The sequence below is a fragment of the Flavobacterium pedocola genome, assembly GCF_053764385.1.
The window spans coordinates 1-26,612 of record NZ_JBSNCR010000004.1 but is presented as its reverse complement, the minus strand read 5'-3'; the positions used below and the strand labels follow the sequence as shown (position 1 = coordinate 26,612).

General features: G+C 40.8%; 23 protein-coding genes and 2 tRNA genes. 12 read left to right on the top strand and 13 right to left on the bottom strand.

Annotated features, from left to right (window positions below; genetic code table 11):
* Positions 1 to 2 precede the first annotated feature (2 nt).
* The 6 genes from ACWPKD_RS09980 to porU form a co-directional block, all read right to left on the bottom strand.
* Positions 3 to 683, bottom strand: coding sequence for an SDR family NAD(P)-dependent oxidoreductase (locus ACWPKD_RS09980; RefSeq protein ID WP_455412546.1), 681 nt, complete (start codon positions 681 to 683; stop codon positions 3 to 5).
* Between the two features lie 68 nt (positions 684 to 751).
* A complete protein-coding gene (locus ACWPKD_RS09975; protein ID WP_455412545.1) occupies positions 752 to 2,383 on the bottom strand; it encodes a pyruvate dehydrogenase complex dihydrolipoamide acetyltransferase in 1,632 nt (543 codons plus the stop codon).
* 6 nt (positions 2,384 to 2,389) lie between these two features.
* A complete protein-coding gene (gene pdhA / locus ACWPKD_RS09970) occupies positions 2,390 to 3,388 on the bottom strand; it encodes a pyruvate dehydrogenase (acetyl-transferring) E1 component subunit alpha (RefSeq protein WP_455412544.1) in 999 nt (332 codons plus the stop codon).
* Between the two features lie 97 nt (positions 3,389 to 3,485).
* On the bottom strand, positions 3,486 to 3,968 hold the full coding sequence (cdd, locus tag ACWPKD_RS09965) for a cytidine deaminase (protein WP_455412543.1): 483 nt from the start codon (positions 3,966 to 3,968) through the stop codon (positions 3,486 to 3,488).
* A 73-nt stretch (positions 3,969 to 4,041) separates the two neighbouring features.
* Positions 4,042 to 5,217 carry a type IX secretion system outer membrane channel protein PorV gene (porV, locus tag ACWPKD_RS09960; protein WP_455412542.1) on the bottom strand — a complete coding sequence of 392 codons (1,176 nt, stop codon included), beginning with the start codon at positions 5,215 to 5,217 and terminating at the stop codon, positions 4,042 to 4,044.
* A 39-nt stretch (positions 5,218 to 5,256) separates the two neighbouring features.
* Positions 5,257 to 9,123: a type IX secretion system sortase PorU gene (porU, locus tag ACWPKD_RS09955; RefSeq protein ID WP_455412541.1), complete on the bottom strand. Its 3,867-nt coding sequence runs from the start codon at positions 9,121 to 9,123 to the stop codon at positions 5,257 to 5,259.
* 211 nt (positions 9,124 to 9,334) lie between these two features.
* Between porU and gldJ the strand changes: the two genes are divergently transcribed.
* The 6 genes from gldJ (at position 9,335) to ACWPKD_RS09925 (ending at position 14,489) form a co-directional block, all read left to right on the top strand.
* The gene (gldJ, locus tag ACWPKD_RS09950) at positions 9,335 to 11,053 is read left to right on the top strand and encodes a gliding motility lipoprotein GldJ (protein WP_455412540.1); all 1,719 of its coding nucleotides are present in this window, start codon (positions 9,335 to 9,337) and stop codon (positions 11,051 to 11,053) included.
* Positions 11,054 to 11,123: 70 nt separating this feature from the next.
* The gene (locus tag ACWPKD_RS09945; RefSeq protein WP_455412539.1) at positions 11,124 to 12,407 is read left to right on the top strand and encodes a UDP-N-acetylmuramoyl-tripeptide--D-alanyl-D-alanine ligase; all 1,284 of its coding nucleotides are present in this window, start codon (positions 11,124 to 11,126) and stop codon (positions 12,405 to 12,407) included.
* Between the two features lie 124 nt (positions 12,408 to 12,531).
* A complete protein-coding gene (locus ACWPKD_RS09940) occupies positions 12,532 to 12,978 on the top strand; it encodes an alpha/beta fold hydrolase (RefSeq protein WP_455412538.1) in 447 nt (148 codons plus the stop codon).
* Positions 12,918 to 13,388 carry an alpha/beta fold hydrolase gene (locus ACWPKD_RS09935; RefSeq protein ID WP_455412537.1) on the top strand — a complete coding sequence of 157 codons (471 nt, stop codon included), beginning with the start codon at positions 12,918 to 12,920 and terminating at the stop codon, positions 13,386 to 13,388. The genes ACWPKD_RS09940 and ACWPKD_RS09935 overlap by 61 nt, the downstream gene beginning before the upstream one ends.
* A 17-nt stretch (positions 13,389 to 13,405) precedes the next feature.
* Complete coding sequence (locus ACWPKD_RS09930; RefSeq protein ID WP_455412536.1) at positions 13,406 to 13,909, top strand: RNA polymerase sigma factor; 504 nt, start codon at positions 13,406 to 13,408, stop codon at positions 13,907 to 13,909.
* Positions 13,896 to 14,489 carry a hypothetical protein gene (locus tag ACWPKD_RS09925; protein ID WP_455412535.1) on the top strand — a complete coding sequence of 198 codons (594 nt, stop codon included), beginning with the start codon at positions 13,896 to 13,898 and terminating at the stop codon, positions 14,487 to 14,489. Before ACWPKD_RS09930 ends, ACWPKD_RS09925 begins: the two co-directional genes overlap by 14 nt.
* A 246-nt stretch (positions 14,490 to 14,735) precedes the next feature.
* Here ACWPKD_RS09925 and ACWPKD_RS09920 read toward each other — a convergent pair.
* The 3 genes from ACWPKD_RS09920 to ACWPKD_RS09910 all read right to left on the bottom strand — a co-directional run bounded on the left by ACWPKD_RS09920 (position 14,736) and on the right by ACWPKD_RS09910 (position 16,213).
* A tRNA-Val gene (locus ACWPKD_RS09920) sits at positions 14,736 to 14,810 on the bottom strand.
* 36 nt (positions 14,811 to 14,846) lie between these two features.
* A tRNA-Val gene (locus ACWPKD_RS09915) sits at positions 14,847 to 14,924 on the bottom strand.
* A gap of 74 nt (positions 14,925 to 14,998) precedes the next feature.
* On the bottom strand, positions 14,999 to 16,213 hold the full coding sequence (locus ACWPKD_RS09910; RefSeq protein WP_455412534.1) for a bifunctional folylpolyglutamate synthase/dihydrofolate synthase: 1,215 nt from the start codon (positions 16,211 to 16,213) through the stop codon (positions 14,999 to 15,001).
* Between the two features lie 140 nt (positions 16,214 to 16,353).
* Between ACWPKD_RS09910 and ACWPKD_RS09905 the strand changes: the two genes are divergently transcribed.
* The 3 genes from ACWPKD_RS09905 (at position 16,354) to ACWPKD_RS09895 (ending at position 18,972) form a co-directional block, all read left to right on the top strand.
* Entirely contained in the window at positions 16,354 to 17,067 is a 714-nt protein-coding gene (locus tag ACWPKD_RS09905) for a MotA/TolQ/ExbB proton channel family protein (RefSeq protein ID WP_455412533.1), read from the top strand.
* The gene (locus ACWPKD_RS09900; RefSeq protein WP_455412532.1) at positions 17,048 to 17,446 is read left to right on the top strand and encodes an ExbD/TolR family protein; all 399 of its coding nucleotides are present in this window, start codon (positions 17,048 to 17,050) and stop codon (positions 17,444 to 17,446) included. Before ACWPKD_RS09905 ends, ACWPKD_RS09900 begins: the two co-directional genes overlap by 20 nt.
* Positions 17,447 to 17,727: 281 nt before the next feature.
* Positions 17,728 to 18,972, top strand: a complete 1,245-nt coding sequence (locus ACWPKD_RS09895) for a hypothetical protein (RefSeq protein WP_455412531.1) — start codon at positions 17,728 to 17,730, stop codon at positions 18,970 to 18,972.
* Positions 18,973 to 19,086: 114 nt separating this feature from the next.
* On the opposite strand, the gene ACWPKD_RS09890 is transcribed toward ACWPKD_RS09895, so the two are convergent.
* Together ACWPKD_RS09890 and ACWPKD_RS09885 are read right to left on the bottom strand one after the other, a co-directional pair.
* A complete protein-coding gene (locus ACWPKD_RS09890; protein WP_455412530.1) occupies positions 19,087 to 20,013 on the bottom strand; it encodes an energy transducer TonB in 927 nt (308 codons plus the stop codon).
* A gap of 77 nt (positions 20,014 to 20,090) precedes the next feature.
* A complete protein-coding gene (locus ACWPKD_RS09885; RefSeq protein WP_455412529.1) occupies positions 20,091 to 21,317 on the bottom strand; it encodes a Glu/Leu/Phe/Val dehydrogenase dimerization domain-containing protein in 1,227 nt (408 codons plus the stop codon).
* Between the two features lie 190 nt (positions 21,318 to 21,507).
* Here ACWPKD_RS09885 and ACWPKD_RS09880 point away from each other — a divergent pair, with 190 nt between their 5' ends.
* Together ACWPKD_RS09880 and ACWPKD_RS09875 are read left to right on the top strand one after the other, a co-directional pair.
* Complete coding sequence (locus tag ACWPKD_RS09880) at positions 21,508 to 22,071, top strand: TetR/AcrR family transcriptional regulator (protein WP_455412528.1); 564 nt, start codon at positions 21,508 to 21,510, stop codon at positions 22,069 to 22,071.
* A gap of 50 nt (positions 22,072 to 22,121) precedes the next feature.
* On the top strand, positions 22,122 to 22,958 hold the full coding sequence (locus ACWPKD_RS09875; RefSeq protein WP_455412527.1) for an alpha/beta hydrolase: 837 nt from the start codon (positions 22,122 to 22,124) through the stop codon (positions 22,956 to 22,958).
* On the opposite strand, the gene ACWPKD_RS09870 is transcribed toward ACWPKD_RS09875, so the two are convergent.
* The gene (locus ACWPKD_RS09870) at positions 22,948 to 24,021 is read right to left on the bottom strand and encodes an anhydro-N-acetylmuramic acid kinase (RefSeq protein ID WP_455412526.1); all 1,074 of its coding nucleotides are present in this window, start codon (positions 24,019 to 24,021) and stop codon (positions 22,948 to 22,950) included. The two genes, ACWPKD_RS09875 and ACWPKD_RS09870, sit on opposite strands and share 11 nt — an antisense overlap.
* An 86-nt stretch (positions 24,022 to 24,107) precedes the next feature.
* Between ACWPKD_RS09870 and ACWPKD_RS09865 the strand changes: the two genes are divergently transcribed.
* Positions 24,108 to 25,247, top strand: a complete 1,140-nt coding sequence (locus tag ACWPKD_RS09865; RefSeq protein WP_455412525.1) for an acyl-CoA dehydrogenase — start codon at positions 24,108 to 24,110, stop codon at positions 25,245 to 25,247.
* Between the two features lie 77 nt (positions 25,248 to 25,324).
* Here ACWPKD_RS09865 and ACWPKD_RS09860 read toward each other — a convergent pair.
* A partial coding sequence (locus ACWPKD_RS09860; protein ID WP_455412524.1) for a T9SS type A sorting domain-containing protein occupies positions 25,325 to 26,612 on the bottom strand: 1,288 nt, incomplete at its 5' end.

Genomic DNA, 26,612 nt, shown 5'->3' with positions numbered 1-26,612 from the left:
ATTTATGGGGTGGTTGAAGAAACCTGCAACACTTTTCCGTTATAATATTTGTTTCCGGTTAAGGCAAAATTGAAAATATAATCTGCCATTTCTTTGGCTGAAATCGGTGCTTCATAGCCTGGGAACGCTTCCTGCAACATTTCGGTTTGCACGGCGCCCAAAGCCAGCACATTAAAGGCAATCCCTTGCTCTTTGTATTCCTCCGCCAACAATTCCGAAAGCGTAATCACCGCTCCTTTACTGGAACTGTAGGCCGATAAGCCCGGAAATTTCATACTCCCCTGAATGCCGCCCATGGAACTGATAGTTATCACATGACTTCCTTTTTGAAAGTAAGGCAAGCAAACGCGTGTTAAATTTGCCACTCCGAAAACATTCACTTTGTACACGTTCTCGAATTCTTCAGAAGAGATTTCCCCGAAAGGTTTGTTCAAAAGGGAACCGGCATTATGAATCACGACATCAACTTTTTTCCAGGTCGAGCCGATAAAATCAGCAACTTTGTTTAAATCTTCCTCAACAGACAAATCCACGGAAAGACAACTGATGTTCGCATTCCCCAACAAACCTTGCGGGATTTTACGCGAAACGGCCAAAACCTGATGCCCAGCAGACGCGAACTGCAATGCTAATTCGTAGCCTATTCCTCTGGAAGTACCGGTGATGATAATGTTTTTGTTCATAAATCTAAAATACTAAAAATCCCGTCCTGAATTTCAAAACGGGATTTAATTTATTAAAAACGACGGGCTTACGCCAACATCGTTACAGGGTTTTCCAAATATTGACGCAACGTCTGTAAGAACTGTGCTCCTGTTGCTCCGTCCACGGTTCTGTGGTCACAAGCTAATGTTACGGTCATGGTATTGCCAACTACAATCTGTCCGTTTCTTACCACTGGTTTTTCTTCAATAGCCCCTACGGATAAAATAGCTGAATTCGGCTGGTTGATGATTGAAGTAAACGACTGGATTCCGAACATTCCTAAATTGGAAACCGTGAAAGTACTACCTTCCATTTCTGCCGGCGTCAGTTTTTTGTTTTTAGCTTTTACAGCTAAATCTTTCACGTTAGCCCCGATTTGAGACAAACTCATCTGGTCCGTAAAATTCAATACCGGAACCACTAATCCGTCTTCCACCGCTACGGCTACACCAATATTCACATGGTGGTTGATGATCATAGCATCTTCTCTCCACTGTGAATTTACTTGCGGATGTTTTTTAAGTGCCATCGCACAGGCTTTCACTACCATATCGTTAAACGACACTTTAGTATCCGGCACCGTATTGATTACTGCTCTTGATTTCATCGCTTCGTCCATGGCTACTTCAATAGTTAAGTAGTAATGTGGCGCGGTGAATTTTGATTCTGCCAAACGACGTGCAATCGTTTTACGCATTTGTGAATTTTTGATTTCCTCCTGGAATTTCTCTCCAGCCGGAACGAATGGTTTTACAGCAGGCGCAGCAGTTGTAGCAGCTGAAGCAGCGGCTGTTTGTGCAGCAGCTCCTGGTGTAAAGCCTTCCACATCACTTTTCACGATACGGCCGTTTTCACCGGAACCTTTCACTTGCGATAAATCAATTCCTTTGTCTTGTGCTATTTTTTTTGCTAACGGAGAAGCAAATACTCGTCCGCCCGCATTTGTTGCTGGTGTTGTTGCCGTTGCAGCCACTTCTGTTTTCACTTCCGCTTTAGCTTCGCTCGATTCGGCTGTGCCTCGGGTTGGAGCTTCAGCAGCGCCTCCTGCTTTAAAATTGGCCGCAATACCGGAAACATCTGTCCCTGCAGGACCAATGATCGCCAAAATACTGTCTACCGGAGCAGTCTGTCCTTCATTCACACCAATGTATAAAAGGGTTCCTGCATTGAACGATTCGAACTCCATAGTGGCTTTGTCCGTTTCAATTTCTGCAAGGATATCACCTTCTTTTACATCATCGCCTACTTTTTTCAACCAGGTTGCTACTGTTCCATCGGTCATGGTATCACTTAAACGCGGCATGGTAACCACTTTCACACCAGCTGGAATTTCAACTGCTGCAGCTGCCGGAGCTTCTGCTTTCGTTTCTGCTGCCGGTGCAGTTTCTGTTTTAGGTGCCGGTGCGCTACCTCCGCTTAACAAAGCTGAAATATCTTCACCCGGTTGTCCGATGATAGCCAAAAGTGAATCTACCGGAGCGGATTCTCCTTCCTGAATTCCAATATGCAAAAGGGTTCCTGCGTTGAACGATTCAAATTCCATAGTGGCTTTGTCCGTTTCAATTTCTGCAAGGATATCACCTTCTTTAACTACGTCTCCTACTTTTTTTAACCAAGTTGCCACTACACCTTCGGTCATGGTGTCGCTCAAACGCGGCATGGTAATTACTACTGCCATAATCGATTATAATTTATGTGGTAAAAATGGATAATTAGGCTCTTCGTACACAACATCATACAACTGATTCAATTCCGGATATGGTGATTCTTCAGCGAATTTTTCGCACTCGTCCACCAAGTCTCTCACGCGTTGATCGATCGTTTCGATTTCCGCATCGGTTGCGTATTTGTTTTCTTTGATAATATCTAAAACCTGAGTGATCGGATCGATTTTTCTGTACTCGTCCACCTCTTCTTTAGTTCTGTAATGTTGTGCATCAGACATGGAGTGCCCTCTGTAACGGTACGTTTTCATTTCAAGGAAAGTTGGTCCGTCTCCTCGACGTGCTCTTTCGATGGCTTCGTGCATCGCTTCCGCCACTTTAATCGGGTTCATTGCATCAACAGGCCCGCAAGGCATTTCGTATCCTAAACCTAATTTCCAGATATCGGTATGGTTTGCCGTTCTTTCCACAGAAGTTCCCATCGCATAACCGTTGTTTTCCACGATGAAAACCACAGGAAGTTTCCACAACATCGCCATGTTGAAAGCCTCATGTAAAGACCCCTGACGTGCCGCGCCGTCACCAAAATAGGTTAAGGTTACGCCACCTGTATTGAAATATTTGTCTGCAAAAGCAATACCTGCTCCAACCGGGATTTGTGCCCCAACAATTCCGTGACCACCGTAAAAACCGTGTTCTTTGTCGAAAATGTGCATGGAACCTCCCATACCTTTTGACGTACCGGTTACTTTACCTAATAATTCCGCCATTACTCTTTTTGGGTCTGTTCCCATTCCGATCGGCTGAACGTGGTTACGGTAAGCGGTAATCATTTTGTCTTTGGACAAGTCCATCGCGTGTAAAGCTCCTGCCAACACTGCTTCCTGTCCGTTATATAAATGTAGAAATCCTCTAACTTTCTGTTGAATATACAATGCAGCCAGTTTGTCTTCGAATTTTCTCCAGAACTGCATGTCCTCGTACCATTTCAGGTAAACTTCTTTTGTAATTGGTTTCATCTTTGCGCTTTTAAGCTATAATTACACAATTTTGCGAAATGCAAAAGTAACACTTCAATCTTAGAAGTGAAAATTAAAAATCAGGATTTTAAAAATATCACAAAAAGTTTTTATCAAAACTTAAAGGCAACAAATCCTTCAGCGAATCCGATTTGTAAATTTTACCGACCGCTCCCATAAAATAGATTTCGATTGGGCCGTCCTGACGAAATTCGTACTCCGCAATGGACTGCCTGCAGGCTCCGCAAGGCGGAATAGGATCGGACATTTCTTTGGCATCTGCCGTTGCCGAAATCGCGATTTTCAAAATTTTAGCATCCGGATAAATAGCTCCGGCCTGAAATATCGCCACACGTTCCGCACAAAGCCCGGACGGATAAGCCGCATTTTCCTGATTGGAACCGACAACCACTTTTCCGTTGTCCAATAAAATGGCTGCCCCCACTCTAAATTTGGAATAGGGCGCATAGGCTTTCTTTCTGATTTCAACCGCCTGTTCCATCAAACTTTTAACATCCGGCGAAAGCTCTTCCTGAGAATCAAAAACCGAAAAAGTTGATGTAATACTAATGTTCTTCATGTAATCAAATTATTAGAGACAAAAAATCCAAATTCATGGCGAATTTGGATCGTTTATTTACTTTTATTTTTTCCTATAAATCATCGTACGAATCACCGAAGTTAAACGTTAACGAGAATCGCAAAGTGTTTTCCAACGGATTTCTCACTTTTGAAGTAGAGAACAAATAGGAAACATCGACTTTCACAACATTGTACTTGAATCCGGCTCCGATAGTCGCAAATTTTCTTGCTCCTTTTTCAACACTTTCATTAAAGTAACCGGCTCTGAAAGCAAAGGAATCCTGATACCAGTATTCTGCTCCTAAAGCCCAGGTAAACTCTTTCAACTCTTCACCAAATCCGTCCGGTGCATCACCAAAAGACTGAAACATCCCGGAAACCCATCCTATTTTTCGGTACTCATCATTTGCAATGGCAAAATCAGTTGAATCAATGGTTCCGTCACCGTTTTTATCTTCGATTTTCTGTGGGGTTGGCACCATTAATTTATTTACTTCGGCAATAGCAGTAACTTTATTGTATTCATCTAAGATAAAATCAAAGCTACCTCCTAATTTTAAATTGGCCGGTAAAAAGTTCGAACTACGCTCCACATCTCCGTCATAGGAAATTTTCGGCCCCATATTCTGTAAATTGAAACCTAAACGGTATCTCGCATTAAAATCACTCATAGCAAATTCTTCCGACTGAAAGTAACCTGCCACATCAACCGCAAACGAATTTGCCGCAGAAGCATCCACATTATCCGTACCTACTTTCAGGTTGGAACGGATATAACGCCCCGCCACACCCATGGAAAACAACTCGCTTAATTTTAAGGAATAGGACACATCCAAAGCAAATTCGTTTGGACTAACCGTTCTCGGAACCTCTGCAGGATCTCCGGTATCTCTTAACTCAATGTCACCAAGACCGAAATAACGCAAACTTCCCGCAAAAGCACTACGCTCATTAAAACGATTGTAATACGTTACCTGACCTAAGGAAATATCATTGGCAATACTCGTTAAATATGGTGTATAACTCACCGAAAAACCATGCTTATAGGGTGAAAAAGCGTATTTAGCAGGGTTATATTGTTGAGAAAAAACATCAGCAGTACTGGCCACCCCCATATCTGCCATACCGGCGGCACGGGCATCAGCGGAAATTAACAGAAAAGGCACTCCTGTTGTGATTGCTCTATCTTGAGCCGTAATCGACTGAACCACAGATAAAAAAAGAGCTACAATTGCAATTTTTTTCATTTTTATTGTAAAAATTAATTTGACAAATATACTATTTTCTTAAAGTATTACAAGTTTCTCAATCTTTTCGGAGGTTTTCCCCGTTATTGACGAACGAACCGTTAATTTGTAAACGTACACCCCTTTACCGATTCTGTCTCCGAAATCATCCCTTCCGTCCCATTTAATATCACGGGACATAAACCCTTCAGTAGTAACCGACTGGTTAATGGTTTTGACCAATTTCCCACTAATGGTCAACACCTGCACCTGAACATCCAAAGGCTCATAAGGCTTGTTGTGCGAAAACCAGAATTCGGTATAACTCACAAACGGATTCGGATAATTCAGCACATTCGATAACGTAACCCCGCCGTCATCCGCTACTATAAACTGAATTTCAGCCGTAGCAAAATTGTTGTAAACATCCCAACATTTCAGTGTTAAGGTGTGAAGCCCTTTGGCCAGGTTATGAAAAGGAAAACGCAACTTTCCTTTGGTATAATCGTTTGGTTCGGTCTCGTAATAATCATTTAAAATATAAGGCGTGGTTTCGTTTCCATCCAAAATCGCCACTATATCGTGACCAATTCCGCTGGCCGTATTGATACCGTTTTCATCTTCCAGAAAAGCCAACAGAAAAGGTGAAGCATTAGTGATTCCACCCGAAACAAAAGTTTCATCGTTCATGTACAAACGGATTTTTGGGGGCTGATTGTCCGCAACGGCATTGGTATTGATATCGCCCACTTTTATGGTTTCATCGTAACCTGCCTGGTTTTCAAGCGGCGAACCGTTTTTAGCATAAAAACTAACCCTTCCGTTCCCGACCGGAATACGAATATCGCGAGGCACCACAAACCCAAATTCAAACAATCCGTTGTTCACGGAAGCATTTCCTCTGAAAATGGTCTCTCCTAAAGTACTGAAATTCATAACCCACAGCTGCGTCCCGTTCATAACCCCATCATTACCAAGTGTAGAACGCTGAAGCGGCTTATCAAAAATCTGAACTGCCAAATCCCCGTTGTAATTCGAGATCAGGTTATTGGATTCATCCACAACTTCTCCCGAAAGTTTCACATAGCTTAAAGCCTTCAATGTATCAACCGGTTGAGTGATTGGTACGTCATTCACTTTGGTCAGACGGACTTTCGGCTTCGGAATGGCAAGTTTCAGCGCCGGATCACCAATGCTGAAAACTACTCTGATATCTGAAGACAAAACCATATTTTTTGCCTGCATTAAAGCTTCGGCTATCGTAGGATAAACATCTCCATCCGGAAATAACGTCTCAGCTAACCTATCATTCATATTTTTACCGGTAGACTGGCTGATTTCCCTTGTAGTCGCCACTAAAGAAATCGCTCCTCCGGCAGTATTCCAATACATATATTCTCCTCCAGCAGGTCGCTGAGGGTTGTCAAAACGTGTAAATTCACAGGTTATAGTCACAAACAAAGGGTAACGGTAACGATTCGTAAGGTTTTGTGCATCTAGCTTTTCAAAAAGACGTTCCTGTGCCAAACCATCCTCGCCACCATGACCAAAATAATTTACGACAAGATTGCCCTGAGCGAATTCGTTTAACAAATCCTCTTTTGCTTTAGGGTATCGGTTACCTCCGGCCGAGGTCATCTGCATATAAGAGTCGGAATGGATTTTTTTTACATTGATAAACGACTTACGCGTTTTCACATCTTCCGCAATAGCGTCCAAATCCTCCTGAAGGGTTCCGTCAGAAGACCTGTCCACATCATCCGAAACAAACAGACAACTGTTTCGCCATCTGCCGTAGGAAGCCTCTGCATGATACTCCACAACTTTGTTCACCATAGCCTCCGCCTGTGAAACAGAACTTACCAACATTCGCCCTACAGCCACATCAATCCCTTCCGTAGAACTCACGCTGCCTTCATTAGTATTCATCAGCCCGTAAAAATCATCCGACATAAAAGCCATCAACTGGGAAAAATTAGTTGCATACCCGACCGGTGAAGGCGTTGTATACCGGTGCAGCATATGGAATACCGGAACAATATTGGTATTACCGAATATTCTGTTTTTATAATCATAAGAAGCATCTCCAAAAAGGTTCACAAACCTTATCCGTCTTGTAACCCTTGGATCGTCCTGATTGTACATGTATTTTACAAGGTTCCGGATCGCCCCGATATCCTGTTTCCCGGAAGAGAACTCCTGATAAATCTGCTCCAACTCAACTACTTTTACGGTAAGCTGCGAATAGTTTCGGTGAAAATCCGCCAGTTTTTCCGCTTGTACTCTCAGGGATTTAGGTGTTACGATAAGATAATCAACATTCTGAAAAGCCCCTGAATTGTCGGCAAACAAAGTACCTTTTATATTCTGGTTGGCCACACGGGCATCAGACCCGCCGGAAGGCGAATAGACATCTGCCAAATCCAAGGCCACATATTTTCTGACTTCCCCTAAATTCGCTTTAAAAGAAAACGAAGCCTGAGCGGAATTTTCATATTTAGTCACATTATACAGATCCGTCACATCCCAAATCTCTGAAATCCCGGAAGCATTTGCCAGCTGATACTGCCCCACCCCTACATTAGAACCTGCTAAATCATTTCGGAACAAAAACTGTTTCCCATACCCCTGAAGGTTTCTTTTAGCTACAAGCGAGATGTAATCCAGAAATCCATTAGAGGAAGGCGCTCCTCCGTTATTATATTCCATTTGTATGCTCACAGCAGGCGTCGATGCGGTAAACTGGGTTACCATCAAATTCTCAAATCCTGTAAAATCAGCAGATGCCGGCAATACCCCAAAAGGAATAGTCCCAATCTCCTGATTATTTGCTTTTACTTTAAAAGAGGAAGAAACAAAGGCTGCCGATACGGCATTTATCCTGAGTTGCAACGGCGCAGTGGTTACCAGATTCGGAAAATTGAAGTCAAAAGTCTGGATGTTCTGAAAATTGAAATTCTCACCCACCCATTTTCTGCTTAATTTCCCGGAATTGTTTTTATCGACTTCATAATACTGATAGTCGTCGAAAGTAGAAAACGTAAAATCCGGCGCTGCAGACGGTTGTGGGTTTACCGCGATTCGCTTTCCGTCCCCTCCGGCAACAGTAACATAATAATAGGATTTTGTATCGTATAAATTAACACTTGTCAAACTCTCCTCGTTCCAGACATCAACCCCTTCAGCATAAAAAAGAATATAATCACTGTCGTTAAAAACAGCATCCTCTTCACCAATTACTTTTATGGCATTTTCCTCCAAATCCATAGGATAATAAAGCTGATTGCTTAACGGCACCATTCGTCCGCCGTTCCCGTAAATTTTCAAACGGCGTGGATTTACATTTGTATCCATGCCCAATTGTTGTAAAAAAGATTTGGTTACCTTATAGATACCGGATTTTTCAACAGAGAAACGGTACCAGTCCCCACTGGCCAAAACGGAACTCGTTATGGATTGGGCGTTGCGGTTCAAAGCACTTCCTGATGTTTTAACAGAAAAAGAAAAATCAAGTTTCTTTACTCTTCGCACGACATTTCCTTGCTTAATAACCGGAGAAAACGACAGCACCCCGGACACAACGTCACGGGCTATATGATTAGCAAGTACCGCATTAACAGAGTTTGGCAGGTTTTCAAAAGACAAATCCTTTAAATCCGTTTTGGTCATTTCTTCGAAAACAATATTTTCAATTTTAAGACTCTTTTCATCAACAATACCGGACACCTGAAACTTCTTCCTGAAAATAAGCGTTCTTTCCGCAGAATTAAAATCAATACTTTCCCGCTGAAACTTAGGAATAACAAAAGGAATGCTATCGACATAAAAAGACGACGCCTCGCTCCATTGCACGGTTACAGTTTCTTTTTGCTGTGAAAAACAGAAAAAAACATTCAAAAGGAGAACAAAAAGTAATGCGTTTCTCATTCAGTATTAAACGTTATTTATATAAACTTATTACAAATAGAAAAAATATTTTTCGCATTCGCTAATTTTATACAATATATCTCGGCTGAATCCGTTATAACTGATGACATTAACATTATTTTATATTTTTTTTAATAATTTGAAAAAAAGTTGTTGCAGTTTAACGGTTAATTACTATATTGCGGCACTAAATTTATTACCTACTGAAAGTATGAAAATTAGAAGAATTTTGACTTTACAGATGTTGGCGGCATTAGCGCTTACAATTTCATTTGCTAGTTGTAGCAAAAAAGGGTCGTCTAAAGGAGGTTCTCAGGCTACAGGTTGGAAAATCAACGACAAGAAAGGTGGTTTCCAATACAACGACAAGTTTAAAAAACAAGAAACTCCTCCTGGAATGGTTGCCATTGAAGGTGGTACCTTTACAATGGGTAAAGTGGAAGATGATGTGATGCACGATTGGAACAACTCTCCAAACCAACAACACGTTCAGTCTTTCTACATGGATGAAACTGAAGTAACCAACATGATGTACGCTGAGTACTTGTTCTGGTTAAAAACAGTATTCCCACCAGATGATGAGAATTACAAAAACATTTATACAGGTGCATTACCTGACACGTTAGTATGGAGAAATCGTTTAGGTTACAACGAAACGATGACCAACAACTATTTAAGACACCCGGCTTACGGACACTATCCTGTAGTAGGTGTTAACTGGATCCAGGCAACTGAATTCAGCAAATGGAGAACTGACCGTGTGAATGAGGCTATCTTAGAAAGAGAGCAATACTTGAAAAAAGACGCGAAAGTTAACGAAGTTGACGCTACAAACACTTTCAGTACTGAAGCTTATTTAGCTAGTCCTTCTACTGCACGTGGTGGTAACGAGGAAATCGTTTTCAGAGGCAAAAAAGGTGCAAAAGGTAAAAATGCAAAACCTCAAACCACAAAAGACGGTAAAACTATCGAGCCTAAAAACGTGTTCGCTCAAAGATCTTCAGGTATCATTTTACCGGAGTACAGACTTCCAACAGAAGCTGAGTGGGAATATGCTGCAACAGCTTTGAACGGAATCCGTGAATACAACATCTATAGAGGTAAGAAAAAATACCCTTGGAAAGGTCAATACACCCGTTCTGGAAAACGTCAGTTAAGAGGTGACCAATTGGCTAACTTCAAACAAGGTAAAGGAGATTACGGCGGTATCGCAGGATGGTCTGATGACGGTGCTGATATCACTAACAAAGTTAAATCTTACCCTCCAAATGATTTTGGTCTATACGACATGGCTGGTAACGTAGCTGAGTGGGTACAAGACGTTTATCGTCCAATGGTTGACGATGAGGCGAATGACTTCAACTACTTCCGTGGTAACGTATACATGAAAAACAAAATCGGTGAAGACGGTAAAGTTGAAATGGTTACTGCTGAAAACGTTAAATACGACACATTAAGTAACGGTAAAGTTTTAGCAAGAAACTTCCCTGGACAAATCGCTCAGGTTCCAGTTGACGAAAACGAAACGTACTTAAGATACAACTTCTCTACTTCTGATAACAGAAACTACAGAGATGGTGACAAACAATCTACTCGTTACTTCAAATTCGCAAGTTCTGAAGAAGAAGAAGGAGCTGGAGAGCAAAAAGGAACTGACGCAAAAAGAATGTACGATTCTCCTAAACACCAGATTTCTGTTGACAGTTTAGGTGTAATGAAAAGACAATATGACAAATCTTCTAAACGTACAACTTTAGTAAACGACGATTCAAGAGTTTACAAAGGTGGTTCTTGGAGAGACAGAGCATACTGGTTGGATCCTGCATCAAGAAGATACTACCCACAAGATATGGCAACAGACTACATCGGTTTCCGTTGCGCAATGTCTAAAGTAGGTCCGAAAGACAACAAGAAAAAACCAAGAGGTTAATAAATAAATTTTCATACTATACAATAAAAGCCCTATTTTAGGGCTTTTATTTTTATATACGCTTTTCAAAATGAGAATCGAAGAATTATACGAATGCTTTTTACAATGCAAGACCATTTCCACCGACACCCGTAAAATAGGTCCCGGTTCATTATTTTTTTCCTTAAAAGGCGATAACTTTGACGCGAATGAATTTGCACAGGAAGCACTTAACAAAGGGGCTTCGTTTGCCGTTATCGACAACAAAAAATTCTTCACCGATGAAGACAAAATGATATTGGTTTCCGACAGCTTAATTGCTTTACAGGATCTGGCGAGTTTTCACCGTCAGGAATTAGGCTTACCCATCATCGCCTTAACCGGCAGCAATGGAAAAACCACTACTAAGGAACTTATCAATACGGTACTTGCTAAAAAATACAACACAAAAGCCACCATCGGTAACCTCAACAACCATATTGGAGTCCCCCTCACCCTTTTGTCGTTTGATGAAAACACCGATATTGGTATTGTGGAAATGGGCGCCAATCATCAGAAAGAAATTGAAATGCTTTGCAAAATCGCACAACCGGATTATGGTTATATCACCAACTTCGGAAAAGCACATTTGGAAGGTTTCGGAGGTATTGAAGGTGTAATCAAAGGTAAAAGTGAACTCTACCAATACCTGGAAGCACATCACAAAACAGCTTTTGTCAACCTGGACGATTCGATCCAAAAAGACAAAACAACAGCGATTACCCGTGTCACTTTTTCACAAAGCCAAAAAGCAGACACCGTTATTGATACAGCATCCGCCAATCCGATGGTAAAAATAGGCTTCAACAAGCTGGAAATAAACTCCCATCTTATCGGGATTTACAATGCTAACAACATCAATGCCGCTATAACAATCGGGAAATATTTTAATGTTTCGGATACTGATATCAAAGACGCCATTGAAAACTACATCCCTTCCAACAACCGCTCTCAATTGACCGAGAAGAACGATAATCAAATCATTCTGGATGCCTATAATGCCAATCCGAGCAGCATGGCAGCCGCTATTGCCAATTTCATTCAATTAGACGGGCTCAACAAGATAGCCATACTTGGCGATATGTTCGAATTGGGAAAAGAAAGCCTGGAGGAACACAAAAAAGTAATTGAATTACTTCTTGATCACTCCGAAATTGAAACCCATTTTGTCGGAAAAGATTTTTTTGCCAACAAAACAACACAGAACCACTTCCGTTTTCATGAATCTTTTGAGAGTTTTTCACAAACCTTCAAAGACAACAAACCAAAAAACAAAACCATTCTTATCAAGGGATCCAGAGGTATGGCCCTGGAACGAACCTTAGATATTTTATAATCTGAAAAGCCGCATAAACAGCGGCTTTTTTTATTTAATTTAAAAAAATGAACTTTTATTTGTAACAATAGCCGCTTCGCTGCATCAAAAGAGAAATTCAAGTAAAAAACCAAAAAAACATACTATGAAAAAATTGATTCTCTCTTTATTGGTTGCCTTAGCCGCCCTTAATGTATTCGCTCAACAACATCCTTCTTTTGAAGTCAAAGTTATCGGAAAAGGAAAACCTGTCATCCTGATCCCTGGCTACTCCTGCAGCGGTGAAGTCTGGAACGAAACGGTTTCACACCTTAAAAACGAATACCAATTACATGTACTTACTTTAGCAGGTTTTGGAGAAGCTAAGCCGATTCAAAATGACGAAATCCTAAAAACCGTCCGCAATGAAATCATCGCATACGTAAAGAACAATAAAATACAAAAACCAATACTGATCGGCCACAGTTTAGGCGCTTTCATGACGCTGTGGCTACAAAGCACCGAGCCGGATTTGTTCGGAAAAGCATCTGTGTGGATGGTTTACCGTTTGTTTCCGCAGTTGGAAAACCGGATGCTAAAGCTGAAGAATTAAAAACACAACCCCAATACAACAAAGAAGCGGTCATCAACAACTTCAAATCCATTCCCAGCGAAGGCTATGTGAAAAACATGACCAAAGCGATGCTGTATCAGGTATCCGATTCCATCCGTGCCAAACAAATAGCTGAATGGAGCTACAAAAGCGACCGCACTACCCTAGGCAGCACCATTGTTGAAATGGCAACTACCGATTTAAGAAAAGAAATCGGTAAAATAAAATCCCCTATCTTAGTACTGGCCAGCAAATGGACCACCAAAGAAGCGAGCGAAAAAGAATACACCTTACAATACGCCGAATTGAAAAACAAAACCATAAAAGTAGCCGATGCGAAACATTTCATCATGTACGACCAGCCGGAATGGTTTTACACCGAAATCGACACTTTTCTACATTCCAAATAAAAAAATCAACATTACTTGTGACACTAAACCATCAACAGGAAAACCAATTCAAAGAGCTCTACTCGGCCTACTCCGCTAAAATACATCGCTTGTGTTTGGGATATACAGGAGACACCATGCTCGCCGACGACTTACTGCAAGAGGTTTTCATCAAAGTCTGGCAGCATTATGACCAGTTCCGTGGAGAAGCTCAGCTAAGTACCTGGATTTACAGGATTGCCATGAATACCTGCTTACAGTATTTACGGTCCGACAAATCCAAAAACAAGGTGGATCTGAACAAGGCCATCATTAAAAGAGAAGAAGAAACCGATGAAAAAGAACAACAAATCCAGCTCTTGTATAAGTGTATCAGCGAACTTTCTGAAGCCGATCGTCTTATCATCACACTTTTACTGGAAGAAGTCCCTTATCCGGAAATAGCGGAAATCACCTCGATTTCAGAAGGCAATCTTCGGGTAAAAATCCATCGCATCAAACAACAATTAAGCACCATTTACGCAAAATATGAAGGACTTTGACAAATTACAGGACCTTTGGAAACAACAGAAGCCAAGCACACTTCCCGATGTTTCCCTGATCATAGCGAAAGCCAAAAAAGAAAAACAACAGTTTGCCAACAAAATGCTGTTTCAGATTTTAACACTGATCGCTTCTTTAGTAGGTGTGGCTTGGGTAGTAAGCGCTGTGGACTTTAAGATGATTACGACTTTTATCGGAATTGCCCTGATGTTTCTTTGTGTTTTTGGCTTCACACTGATTCGTATCTACCAAATGATTTGGTTAAAACGCATCAACGTAACCGATTCCCCTTCAAAAAACATCACAGTTTTAGAAAAGTTTTACAAATTCCAGCAGTTTGTAGGCACTAAAGTTGCACTGGCCTACTTCCTACTTCTCAACCTGGCATTTGCATTCTATTTTATTGAAGTAATAGCACCGATGTCTGCACTTGCCAAAACAATCACTTTGGTTGCATACAGTGGCTGGATGCTGTTTGCTTATTTCTATTTAGGAAAGAAACAGAAAGCTAAAGAATATGCGCGCACCCAAAGTATTATAGATGCTTTAAAAGAAATGGAAGAGAATTACACGAAATAAAACACCTCAAAAAAAAGCGATATTAAGAACAATATGAACCAATCATTCCTTACAATATAAACCTCAAAAAAAGACATAAAAAACTCCTTAATTGCTTAAGGAGTTTTTTTGTGGGCGATTGCTTGTTCCGAGTACGGAAAGGGGTTCGAACCCCCGACCCTCCCGATAAATCGGGATGCTCAAACCAACTTAAACAATATTATAAAAACAAAAAACCTCACACTTTAGTATGAGGTTTCAATTCTGTGGGCGATGAGGGGTTCGAACCCCCGACCCCCTCGGTGTAAACGAGGTGCTCTGAACCAGCTGAGCTAATCGCCCGATAATTCTTCTATTATCAGTATGTCTTGATAAAAGTGGTGGGCGATGAGGGGTTCGAACCCCCGACCCCCTCGGTGTAAACGAGGTGCTCTGAACCAGCTGAGCTAATCGCCCTTTTATCATGCAACCGGCTTTTCCCGTATTGCGAGTGCAAATATAGCGGTATTTTTTACTTCTGCAAAATTATTTTACACAATTTCTGCCACAACAAACGTACTTCCGCCTATATAAATAAAATCATTTGCTGCAGAATCCTTCAAGGCTAACCGATAAGCTTCTGAAACAGAATCACATACTTCCCCAACCAAACCAAATTCCGCAGCTTTTTGCTGTACTATTTTTTCATCAAGACCACGCGGAACATTCGGTTTACAGAAATAATACTTGGCATTTTTTGGAAACAAAGGCAGAATATCGTCCAAATCTTTATCATTTACGACCCCTAAAACAAAGCGCAACTGTTCAAATTTCTCCTTCTGAATCTGACTCAACACAATTTTCAAGCCATGACTGTTGTGCGCTGTATCACAAATCACTTTCGGATTGGTGTTAATTTGCTGCCAACGACCTAACAATCCGGTATTTTCAACAACATGCAGCAGGCCCTTTTTCAAGTGCGCTTCCGTTATATCGAAATGTTGCTTGAGCAGTTCAACGGTTTGCACCACGGTTTTCTTATTATGCACCTGGTAATCACCTAACAAACCGCCCGGGTAGTCAACCTCAATCAAATCAGACGCAAAATAAATCTCTGAATTACACTCCCTTGCTTTAGTAACAAAAACAGGCTTTGTTTGATCGTTATATTCACCAATGACTACCGGAACATTCGGCTTTATGATTCCTGCTTTTTCTCCGGCAATCGCCTCCAATGTATTACCTAAAAACTGAGTATGATCAAAACCGATATTGGTAATAACAGAAACCAAAGGCGTAATAATGTTCGTGGAATCCAGTCGGCCACCCATTCCCACTTCAATTACTGCTACGTCGACATTTTCTTTATTGAAATACTCAAAAGCCAAACCAACTGTCATCTCAAAAAAACTCAACTGGTTTGCTTCAAAAAACGATTTGTTAGCCGCTATAAAATCCACCACGAAAGCTTCCGGCATCATTGCCCCGTTGATTTTGATACGCTCACGAAAGTCCTTTAAATGCGGTGAAGTATACAATCCCACTTTATAACCCGTCTCCTGCAAAACTGACGCAATCATCGAAGACGTTGACCCCTTGCCATTAGTTCCGGCCACATGTACACATTTGACGTTCCGCTCCGGATTTCCTAAATGTTTTGCCAGTAAAACTGTGTTAGTCAAGTCTTTTTTATAGGCTGAGGCACCCTGATGCTGATACATGGGCAATTGGGCAAACATCCACTGCAAAGTTTCGGGATAAGTCATTTTGGAACGCTATTTGCTGTTAAAATCGTAACCCGTAAAATAAATAAACTTTTTTTTAGTTTATTAGGGTATAGAAATTTATCTTTATTGCAAAATTGGGATTATTTTTAAAATAAATTATAGCAATCATCAGAATATTTATGACTGGATTTTTTTTACAAGTACAGAATGATTCTATCGCGCAAGCCGCAGGAACCGTGGTAGAAGGTGTAATCAAAGACAACGAAATCTCCGTATTGGAATTCATCTTAAAAGGGGGAATCTTCTTAATCCCGATTGCCATTTTATTGTTCTATACGATTTATGTGATCATAGAACGTTTCCTATACATCAAAAAAGCCACTAAAACCGATCCGCATTTGATGAAAGACATCCGTACGCATTTGAATTCCGGAAACATCGAAATGGCCATTTCAGCAGCAGAACGCGACGGTGCAGCTTCAGCAATCGTAATCAAAGAAGGTATCCAAACCATCGGAAGACCGATTTCCGAAATCGAATCGAATATGGAGAAAATGGCCAATATTGAAATCGGGGAAATGGAAAGAAAACTGGGGGTTCTGGGACTTATTGCTGGTATCGCGCCCACGCTTGGGTTCATCGGAACGATTTCCGGGGTAATTAAGATCTTCTACAGCATTTCAGTTACGGAAAACATCAGTATCGGTAACATCTCCGGAGGTTTATACGAAAAAATGATTAGTAGTGGAGCCGGACTTATCGTAGGGATTATTGCGTATTCGGGATACCACTTGTACAACAGTATGATCGATAATTACTCACTGAACATGCAAAGACACGTATTGGAATTCGTTAACATAATTCAGAGACCAAATGCCGATAAAACGAAATAAACGCTTTCACGCGGAAGTAGCCACGAGTTCGCTTAGCGACATCATGTTCTTCCTCTTGTTGTTCTTTTTGATTATCTCGACTTTGGCGAATCCGAATGTGATTAAAATGACGCTTCCCAAATCGAAAAATAACGAAAAGACCAACAAACAGCTGATCAGCCTTTCCGTAACGGAAGAAAAACGTTTTTTCCTGGACAAGCAGGAAGTGCCTTTTGACCAATTGGAAAAAGAATTACTGACCAAAATCGGTGACAATAAAGAGCAAGCTGTGGTAGTCCGCATACCGTACAACTTACAGGTACAGGATTTGGTAGACGTATTGCAGATTGGGGTAAAAAACAACCTGAAATTCGTGATTGCCACCAGCGCAGCTAATTAGCAACAACAAGGAGCCGGGAACCTGTCTTCCGCTCACACGAGCGAAGCGAACTGGCGCAGCAATCTTTTATAAAAAAAGCCATTCGCCTGAATGGCTTTTTTTATAAAAGGATGCCGCTCCAACCAGAGCCAGAACATTGGAGTTAAGCAGACACATTTCCCCGAGAATAAGAAAGTAATAAAACCCCAATTGTTGCAAAAATTAACTTGTAAGTTTAAAGTCTCAAACTTACATTTGCCTATTAAAAATCCTTACTAAACATCCATCAAAATAAGTTACAAGTGAAAACAACAAACAGCAAACTCATACTATTCAGTTATTTTTTACTTATACTTTCGTTTTCCAACCCTTTATTCGCCCAAAAAGCAAAAGGTGAAATACTTATAGGAAAAACTACAAAAGAACAGTTTGGCCGCAATGTAAAACTATCCAAAGACGGCAGCATTTTAGCAGTAGCCGCTCCTTTCAACAGTGAATTTTCGGATAAAAACGGAAGAATTGCCATTTATAAATTCACGAACAACAAATGGACCCAAATGGGCAATGCCGTTTATCCGGACAAAAGGGATTTTGAATATGGCGCCATAATGGAACTGTCAGCCGACGGATCAAAACTTATCGTCGGTGCTCCTTTCAGAACCATTAATTTTTATGCTTTTGACGGAACTGACTGGAAAAGAACAAACGAACAAATCATTTTAGAAAACGAATTTGATCAGATAGAAACCATCAGCGTTACCGAGGACGTGAAAAAACTTGCCGTATCTTATTACAGTCAGAAAATATACAGCAACTGCGTAAAAATATTCAAGTCGGAAGACCAGAAATGGGTACAGGAAGGAAATACAATTATGCCTAACGAAGATGCACTATCCAAGAAAGGTTTTGGAGAATCAATTTCCCTTTTTTCAAATGGTAATTGTATTGCAGTAGGAGATCCCTATGCCAATTCGAAGAATTTAAAAAACACAGGAGGAATCACAATCTATAAACTGACAGGCAATAATTGGGTAAAAACAGAACCCAAATTCAACGGGAGTCTACAAGGTGCTTACTTAGGAAAAAACGTAGTGGCTTCAAATAACGGAAAAACTATCATCGCAAGTTCTTCAAGCATTGATTTCTTAAATAATACTGCCGGGTATGTGGAAACCTATGAGATGCACAATGAAAAATGGACAAATGCAAATTTCACACTTAAGCCTGAAAAGCAGAACGCTTTCTTTGGCCATTCCATAGCCATATCCGATGACGGAACAATTCTAACACTAAGCTTACCCTACTTAGGCTTTAAAAAACCAGGATATGTTAAAGTCTTTAAAAAAACACCCGATAGCTGGAAAGAGCTTACAACTATCACAGATGCTGACGGGATAGAATCTACGCCAATGGCTAATAACTCAACCGGCTGGTGTATCGATATTTCTTCTGACGGTAAAACAATAGCAATAGGATTTCCCCATAACGATGAAAATGGCGACATGTCCGGCAAAGTTATAGTTTACGATCTATCCGCTCTTAATTAATTCCGAAAAAGACAATAGACTATATCAAACTAAATTACGATTGATTAGAAACCTTAAAAAACAAAAAAGCCGACTTTATAAGTCGGCTTTTTCTTTTATCCATTCTCTATTCTGTTAATTCAATCCAAAACTGTAAACAATCCTACCCACCTGTTTATCACGGGCATCGGGGCTTGGTTGCCATTTAGTATTCAATGCTGCATTTTTAGCCTGATCTCTCAAACATTTCGCCGTAATGGTTGTCCCTTTAACACCCGCAACCGCACTAATTGCGTTTCCGTCTTTATCAACTGTAATTTCCACAACAACATTACCTGTTTCATTGCTACAATCACTATTAGGTTTTGGCTTGGACAATGCTTTTCTGTTACCTAGAAAATAACCTGCACCATTACCCGGACCGTTTCCGCTTCCATTACCTCCACCGGAGCCACTTCCGCTTCCAGGGCCTGTTCCCGTACCGTTTCCAGGACCATTTCCACCACCGGAGCCTCCGCCGGAGCCTCCGTTTCCGTAATACCCGTTGGAATTTATATCTCCGTTGGATTTCCCTTTGTTTCCGGCTTGGTTGTCGTCACCATCACCACCTTTTTTGGAACCGTTCATGATATTCGCCATGATATCACTGGTGTTTTTAGATACGGTTGGCTTTTTAACCTCAACAGGTTTCGGATCGGTTTTCACTACCGGTTTGGTTTTCACCGGGTTTGGATTTTTTGGAATTACCACCGCATTGTCTTCCGGTGTGTCGCTGGAAATAATATCTTCTTCCTGTGCCGAAGCCGCAACCACTTGCTTTACGTCGTTCTTCACATTCAGCACTTCGCTCTGGAAATTATCCCCCATCCCTACATCACTGTCTCCGAAGTTGATGGTCACACCACCTCCGCCACCTCCGCCACCTAACATGGCTAAGGTTTCCGGATTGGTTGGAGGCCAAAATCGGATAAAAAACAAAAGCAGCAGTAAAAAGGCGTAAATCACTACCGTAATCAGGAATGATTTTCTTTTTTCTGCTGCTGATATATCAAACTGTTCCATATTCTAACTCTTACTCAAACAATAATAACGAAAATACGCTTTTTTTGTTATGTTCTACAGAGCTAAATATACAAGAATTATACCAATTGTTTTAAGGCAATTTCAAAAGCTCTTGCGCTGATGTTTTTCTTGTCAGAACTTACATCATAAGTTTTCTGGATTGCATTTTTGATAATGTCTGAAGTATCGTTAAAGATTGCCTCATCGGTCATCGCTACTTTCTTCTCCATGAAGTAGGCAAAAACACGAGCCATACCACAGTTGGAAATAAAGTCCGGAACCAAACTCACTTTAGAATCCACCTCTTCCATAATCGGTCCGAAGAAAATTTCTTTGTCTGCAAACGGAACATTAGCCCCACACGAAATTACTTCCAATCCTGCCGCTACCATACTGTCCACCTGCGCTTTAGTTACCAATCTTGACGCCGCACACGGAGCAAAAATCTCAGCACCGATAGACCAGATTTTCTCATTGATTTCTGCAAAAGGAATCATGGTTTCCGCTACCAACGTATTACCGTTTTTATTTAAGAACAAGGTTCTGATTTCTTCAAAAGAGAAACCGTTTTCGTTGATCACACCACCGTCTCTGTCGATGATCCCCACAACTTTCGCTCCCATTTCCGCTAAATAGAAAGCAGCTGCCGAACCTACATTTCCGAAACCTTGAACAATCGCTTTTTTGCCCTGAACGTTTCCGCCGTAAATAGCATAAAAATGACGAACTGCCTGTGCCACACCATAACCGGTTATCATATCCGCTACAGTATATTTTCTGTTGATGTCCGGTGAAAAAGAAGTATTTTCGATTACTTTCACAACCCCTTGACGCAATTGTCCGATACGGTTGATTTTATCAGCTTCCGTTGGTTTGAAATGCCCGTTGAAAACACCTTCCTGCGGATGCCAAACCCCACATTCTTCCGTCATCGGGATAACTTCGTGAATTTCATCTACGTTTAAATCGCCTCCGGTTCCGTAGTAACTTTTCAATAAAGGGGAAACCGCTTTATACCAACGCTGTAAAACGCCTTGCTTTCTGGGATCTGCCGGATCAAAATTGATTCCTGATTTCGCCCCGCCAATCGCAGGCCCTGAAACTGAAAATTTCACTTCCATGGTTTTCGCCAAAGAAAGCACTTCGTTCATATCCAATCCTTTACGCATACGAGTACCACCACCGGCTGCACCACCGCGTAACGAGTTGATTACTGTCCATCCTTCCGCATCCGTTTCCGGATCTTTCCAATGGAACACTACTTCAGGTTCTTTATTTTCGAATTTTTTCAGTAAATCTTTCATATCTGAACTGTTTATTTTTTTATTTAGAAGCAAACATTAATTGATGCAATTTCATCTGTAAAAACGAAATTTTGATATGCAAAGCTAGTTCGTTTCAAACAATGTAAAAAAGAAAATTTATTTTTTTTTGCCATTTCGATACCGATTGGTATCTTTGCATATGCGATCCTCAGAACTTACAAAAGCAAAAGTGCTCAAAGAAGCCACTGCCCTTTTCAACACAAAAGGGTATAAATCCACGTCTTTGAGCGATATCACTGAGGCTACAGGCTTAACCAAAGGTGCGATTTACAGGCATTTTGAGAGCAAAGAGAGCCTCGAAATTGAAGCTTTCCAAAAGATGATGCAGGCTATTTTCATCACTTTAAACGAGAAAATAAAGGCAGAAAACAACACCCGGGACAAGCTGTTTTGTGTACTCGATTTATTCAAAAGTTACATCACAAATCCATTTGTTGAAGGCGGCTGTCCGCTGCTGAATGTTGCTGTAGAAGTTGACGACACTAACCTTGAATTGAAGCAAAAAGCACAACAGGCCTTATTCGTTTTTCGTGATTCTGTGGAAAGAATCATCATCAATGGCAAAACACACAAACAAGTCAGGAATTTAGTAAACGAAAAATTGGTGGCTACTGTACTGATTTCAACCCTTGAGGGCGGTGTCATGATGAGCAAACTGCAAAATTCAAACACCGATATCGAGATTGTGGTGAACCACTTAAAAAACTGGATTGTTTCAGACATCCTGCTCTAAAAAAATTTAAATAATTTGATACCGAACGGTATCTTAAAAAGAAAAAAATTATGAATTCTAAAAAAATTTTGGAGAAAACCATAGGATTTTATTTCAATTTTCTCTCGTTTGCAAACCCAAAAAAGCTAAAAAAGAAAGGATTTCAACTTTTTTGCAATCCGTTTGCGCGAAAACTGAAACCGCATCAATTGGAATTTTTACAAAAAGACTTATCAGACAGTCTTAGTCTTGACGGTTACAATATCCAAACCTATAAATGGGGCAATGGAAGCAAAAAAATACTTTTGATTCACGGTTGGGCGAGCCATTCGTTCCGTTGGAAAGCCTATATTGAACATCTGGTTAAAAACGACTTTACGGTGTACGCCTTGGATGCACCGGCTCATGGTTTGTCTTCCGGCAAGATGGTTCATGTGGTTTTGTATGCGAAAGTGATCAATGCCTTTTTAGCCAAAAACCCGGGGATTACCTCTATTGTAAGCCATTCGATTGGTGGTTTTGCGACTACTTATTTTTTAGACCACTACAAAGAGCATACTATTAACAAAGTCGTGATTATGGGCGCGCCGGGTGAAGCATCCGATTTTTTCGATTTTTACAAACAAACTTTAGGCTTGACAACAAAATCCGTGAATTTGATCATAGAGGAATTTCAGGAACAATTAGGGAAATTACCCAGCTATTTTTCCAGCGCCAAATTTGCCGAAAGCATTGCCATTCCTGCCTTAATCATACATGATAAAAATGATTTAGCGACAAGTTTTGAGTATTCCGTCCGATTAAACAAGCACTGGCAAAACAGTCAATTGCTGCTTACGGAAGGATTGGGACACGATTTAAAAAGCAAGGATCTGATAAAAACCGTCACCGATTATATTAGGAACTAAAGTCAAAAACAACACCTGAACTGTGATTTTCAGCCGCTCCGGTAACACTCGCCAGCACATTCACCTCATTTCGAAGTTTTAACACGCCGAGCAAGGCAAAAATCAAGGCTTCTTTGAACTCTATGGTTTTGGCTTCCGGGATTACAATTTTCATGTCTGGAAGTTGGGTTTGCATCTGTTCCACCAGGAAATCGTTATAGGCGCCGCCGCCGGTAACCAAAAGACTTCCTGATTTTTTCGGCAAGGCATTCGCAATCTGGAACGCCACATGTTCGGTAAAGGTTCGGAGTTTGTCTTCAATTGTAATCGAATGGCTTTCCATCATCGGCAGCACAATGGTTTTCACAAATTCAAAACCAAGGGATTTCGGATAGTTCTTTTGGTAAAATTCCAAGGCATTCAATTCTACCAGTAACACTTCGGAGATGTTTCCGCTTTTGGCTATCTGACCTTTATCGTCATATTTCAATCCTAATTTATCGGCATAAAAATTCAACACGGTATTCACAGGCGAAATATCGAAGGCAATTCTCTTTCCGCTTTCTTCAAAAGACACATTGGAAAAGCCACCCAGATTCAAACAATAATCGTAATCGGAAAACAAAATCCGGTCGCCAATCGGCACTAATGGTGCGCCTTGACCGCCAAGTTTTACATCCTGTACACGAAAATCACAGACGACTCTTTCGTTTAGCAACCCGGCAATTTTCGGAAGATTCCCGATCTGTAGCGTAAACCCGTTTTGAGGCTGATGCAAAATCGTATGCCCGTGTGAACAAACCGCATCCAAGTTCTCCAACTTATGTTTCTGAATAAATGACTGAATAATTACGGCAAGCAATGTTGTATATTCTTCGTTAAGCTGAAGAAGTTCTTCCATGGAAAAATCCACGGCTTTTTTCAGTCGGTTTACCCAAGCATCGGAATAGGCAACAGTCTCACTTTCAAATATCTGAAACTGCCATTTGCCCTTATCCACCGCAAAATGAATATGGGCCAAATCCACCCCGTCCAGCGAAGTTCCGGACATCACCCCAATTACCTTATAGTTCGTTTTCTGCATGGGATAAAATTAGGCAATCTAATTGAAAATAGGAGAATTATATCTATATTTGGGCACTTTTAAAATCAAAACAAAACAATATAACAATGAACTTTAACTTATCCGAAGAACATTTAATGATTCAGCAGGCAGCCAGAGATTTTGCCCAGACTGAATTATTACCGGGTGTAATCGAAAGAGATGAGCACTCCACATTTCCAACTGAGCAGGTGAAAAAAATGGCCGAACTTGGTTTCCTGGGAATGATGGTAGATCCGAAATACGGTGGTGCAGGACTTGATAGCGTTTCTTACGTTTTGGCTATGGAAGAAATTGCTAAAATTGATGCTTCTGCTGCAGTTATTATGTCTGTTAACAACTCATTAGTTTGTGCAGGTTTAGAAAAATACGGTTCTGAAGAGCAAAAAGTAAAATATTTAACACCACTTGCCAAAGGTGATGTGATCGGTGCTTTCTGTTTGTCTGAGCCTGAAGCAGGTTCTGATGCTACTTCACAAAGAACAACTGCAATTGACATGGGTGATCATTATTTACTAAACGGTACTAAAAACTGGATTACGAACGGTGGAACTGCTTCTACATATTTAGTGATTGCCCAAACAGATGCTTCTAAAGGTCACAAAGGAATTAATGTTCTTATTGTTGAAAAAGGAATGCCAGGTTTTGAAGTTGGTCCAAAAGAAAAGAAAATGGGAATCAGAGGTTCTGATACACATACTTTATTATTTAACGATGTAAAAGTTCCTAAAGAAAACAGAATCGGAGCTGATGGTTTTGGTTTTGCTTTCGCGATGTCAACGTTAAATGGTGGACGTATTGGAATTGCTTCTCAAGCTTTAGGTATCGCTCAAGGTTCTTATGAATTAGCATTAAAATATGCACAAGAGCGTGTAGCTTTTGGAAAACCAATTTTCAATCACCAAGCGATTGCTTTCAAATTGGCGGATATGCACGTTAAAACTACAGCGGCAAGATTGTTAATTCACAAAGCAGCTTCTGAAAAAGATCAAGGATTAGACATTGCACATTCCGGAGCTATGGCTAAATTATATGCTTCTGAAATTGCTTTAGAAGTTGCTAATGATGCCGTTCAGATTCACGGGGGTAACGGTTATGTTGCTGAATACCATGTTGAAAGAATGATGCGTGACTCAAAAATCACCCAGATTTACGAAGGAACTTCAGAAATCCAGAGAATAGTAATTTCAAGAGGATTGGTAAAATAATTTTCTTTGAAATCATAAATAAGAAGAGGCTGATTATCACTAATCAGCCTCTTCCTTTTTTAATAAACTAAGGATATCTATTTTTTGGAAATCACTTTTTGAGTGCTTACTCCATGGTCGGTGATCACTTTGATAAAGAACATCTGTCCTTCACCGGCATTGAATGTTGGTTGAATAACCACCTCTTTGTTGTAATAAGCATCAGGGTCATCGTAAGACATTAAGAACATACCTTTCGCATCAAATACTTCAATTCTTGCTTTAGATTTATAATCGAATTCGTATTTAACGGTGATATATTCTTTGAATGGATTTGGATAAGCTTTGAAATTAGCCGTATTGTTACCAGCAACTTGATTTGGATTAGCACTGGTTCCACCTAACGGACATCCTGAATTATTAAGATTATCCAATTGTGTTGCCAATTGTCCAGGTGCGTTTCCTCCAGCTAAGAACGCTGCATTAACTGCATCTATCACAGCTTGAGGATTATCTAGATACGGTGCCGGATAATTAACTTCATCACTACAAGCATTCAACAATGCAGCAACTCCCTGACGGGCTAGATTATAAATACCTCCACCTCTTGCATTCAAGGCTTGCAATAAAGTCAAATTAGCAAGATTAGATGGTGCATTTGCAAACACACTACCAAACAACATGTCAGGAGTATAGGATGGGCACCATCTGTCGGTATGATTTTTCCAGTAACCTAATGTACAACCTTCGTTACAAGCCAATACTGTAATCACTTGAGTTATTGCCGCAGATACGTTACCACAGTCGTCAGTGGCTGTCCACGATTGCGTATGAGTCACTGAACCATCCGGATTAACCACCACTACGATGCCTAAATCATTAATAATCGGCGTTTCACCACAATTATCATTTGCATGCGGCGTACCAAAAACAGGTGTCACACCACAGTCAACGGTTTGATCGGCCGGATCAATGTCAAATACCGGTGCGGTTTCGTCAAAGTGACGGGTAATGCGAAGGGTTTGTTCTGCTGAATTACCACAATCGTCAGTCACACTGAAACGGTAGTCACGGTATTGAGTACATTCATCCAAAGAACCGGAACCTGTTAACTCGCCGGCTACATTGCCACTGGTTTGTCCTTCGACACCACAATTATCGGTGAAGGTAGTGGATACTGATTCTGGCCATGCTGTGTTACAACCGCCTAAATCATAATCCGCTACATCTGCCACAATTGGATTGGTTTCGTCAAAGTGACGGGTAATACGAAGGGTTTGTTCTGCTGAATTACCACAATCGTCAGTCACACTGAAACGGTAGTCGCGGTATTGGGTACATTCATCCAAAGAACCGGAACCGGTTAACTCGCCAGGAACATTACCG

Coding starts and splice junctions, on each gene's coding strand:
- ACWPKD_RS09980 (WP_455412546.1), bottom strand. CDS start 683: ATGAACAAAAACATTATCATCACCGGTACTTCCAGAGGAATAGGCTAC.
- ACWPKD_RS09975 (WP_455412545.1), bottom strand. CDS start 2,383: ATGGCAGTAGTAATTACCATGCCGCGTTTGAGCGACACCATGACCGAA.
- pdhA (WP_455412544.1), bottom strand. CDS start 3,388: ATGAAACCAATTACAAAAGAAGTTTACCTGAAATGGTACGAGGACATG.
- cdd (WP_455412543.1), bottom strand. CDS start 3,968: ATGAAGAACATTAGTATTACATCAACTTTTTCGGTTTTTGATTCTCAG.
- porV (WP_455412542.1), bottom strand. CDS start 5,217: ATGAAAAAAATTGCAATTGTAGCTCTTTTTTTATCTGTGGTTCAGTCG.
- porU (WP_455412541.1), bottom strand. CDS start 9,123: ATGAGAAACGCATTACTTTTTGTTCTCCTTTTGAATGTTTTTTTCTGT.
- gldJ (WP_455412540.1), top strand. CDS start 9,335: ATGAAAATTAGAAGAATTTTGACTTTACAGATGTTGGCGGCATTAGCG.
- ACWPKD_RS09945 (WP_455412539.1), top strand. CDS start 11,124: ATGAGAATCGAAGAATTATACGAATGCTTTTTACAATGCAAGACCATT.
- ACWPKD_RS09940 (WP_455412538.1), top strand. CDS start 12,532: ATGAAAAAATTGATTCTCTCTTTATTGGTTGCCTTAGCCGCCCTTAAT.
- ACWPKD_RS09925 (WP_455412535.1), top strand. CDS start 13,896: ATGAAGGACTTTGACAAATTACAGGACCTTTGGAAACAACAGAAGCCA.
- ACWPKD_RS09910 (WP_455412534.1), bottom strand. CDS start 16,213: ATGACTTATCCCGAAACTTTGCAGTGGATGTTTGCCCAATTGCCCATG.
- ACWPKD_RS09905 (WP_455412533.1), top strand. CDS start 16,354: ATGACTGGATTTTTTTTACAAGTACAGAATGATTCTATCGCGCAAGCC.
- ACWPKD_RS09900 (WP_455412532.1), top strand. CDS start 17,048: ATGCCGATAAAACGAAATAAACGCTTTCACGCGGAAGTAGCCACGAGT.
- ACWPKD_RS09890 (WP_455412530.1), bottom strand. CDS start 20,013: ATGGAACAGTTTGATATATCAGCAGCAGAAAAAAGAAAATCATTCCTG.
- ACWPKD_RS09885 (WP_455412529.1), bottom strand. CDS start 21,317: ATGAAAGATTTACTGAAAAAATTCGAAAATAAAGAACCTGAAGTAGTG.
- ACWPKD_RS09875 (WP_455412527.1), top strand. CDS start 22,122: ATGAATTCTAAAAAAATTTTGGAGAAAACCATAGGATTTTATTTCAAT.
- ACWPKD_RS09870 (WP_455412526.1), bottom strand. CDS start 24,021: ATGCAGAAAACGAACTATAAGGTAATTGGGGTGATGTCCGGAACTTCG.
- ACWPKD_RS09865 (WP_455412525.1), top strand. CDS start 24,108: ATGAACTTTAACTTATCCGAAGAACATTTAATGATTCAGCAGGCAGCC.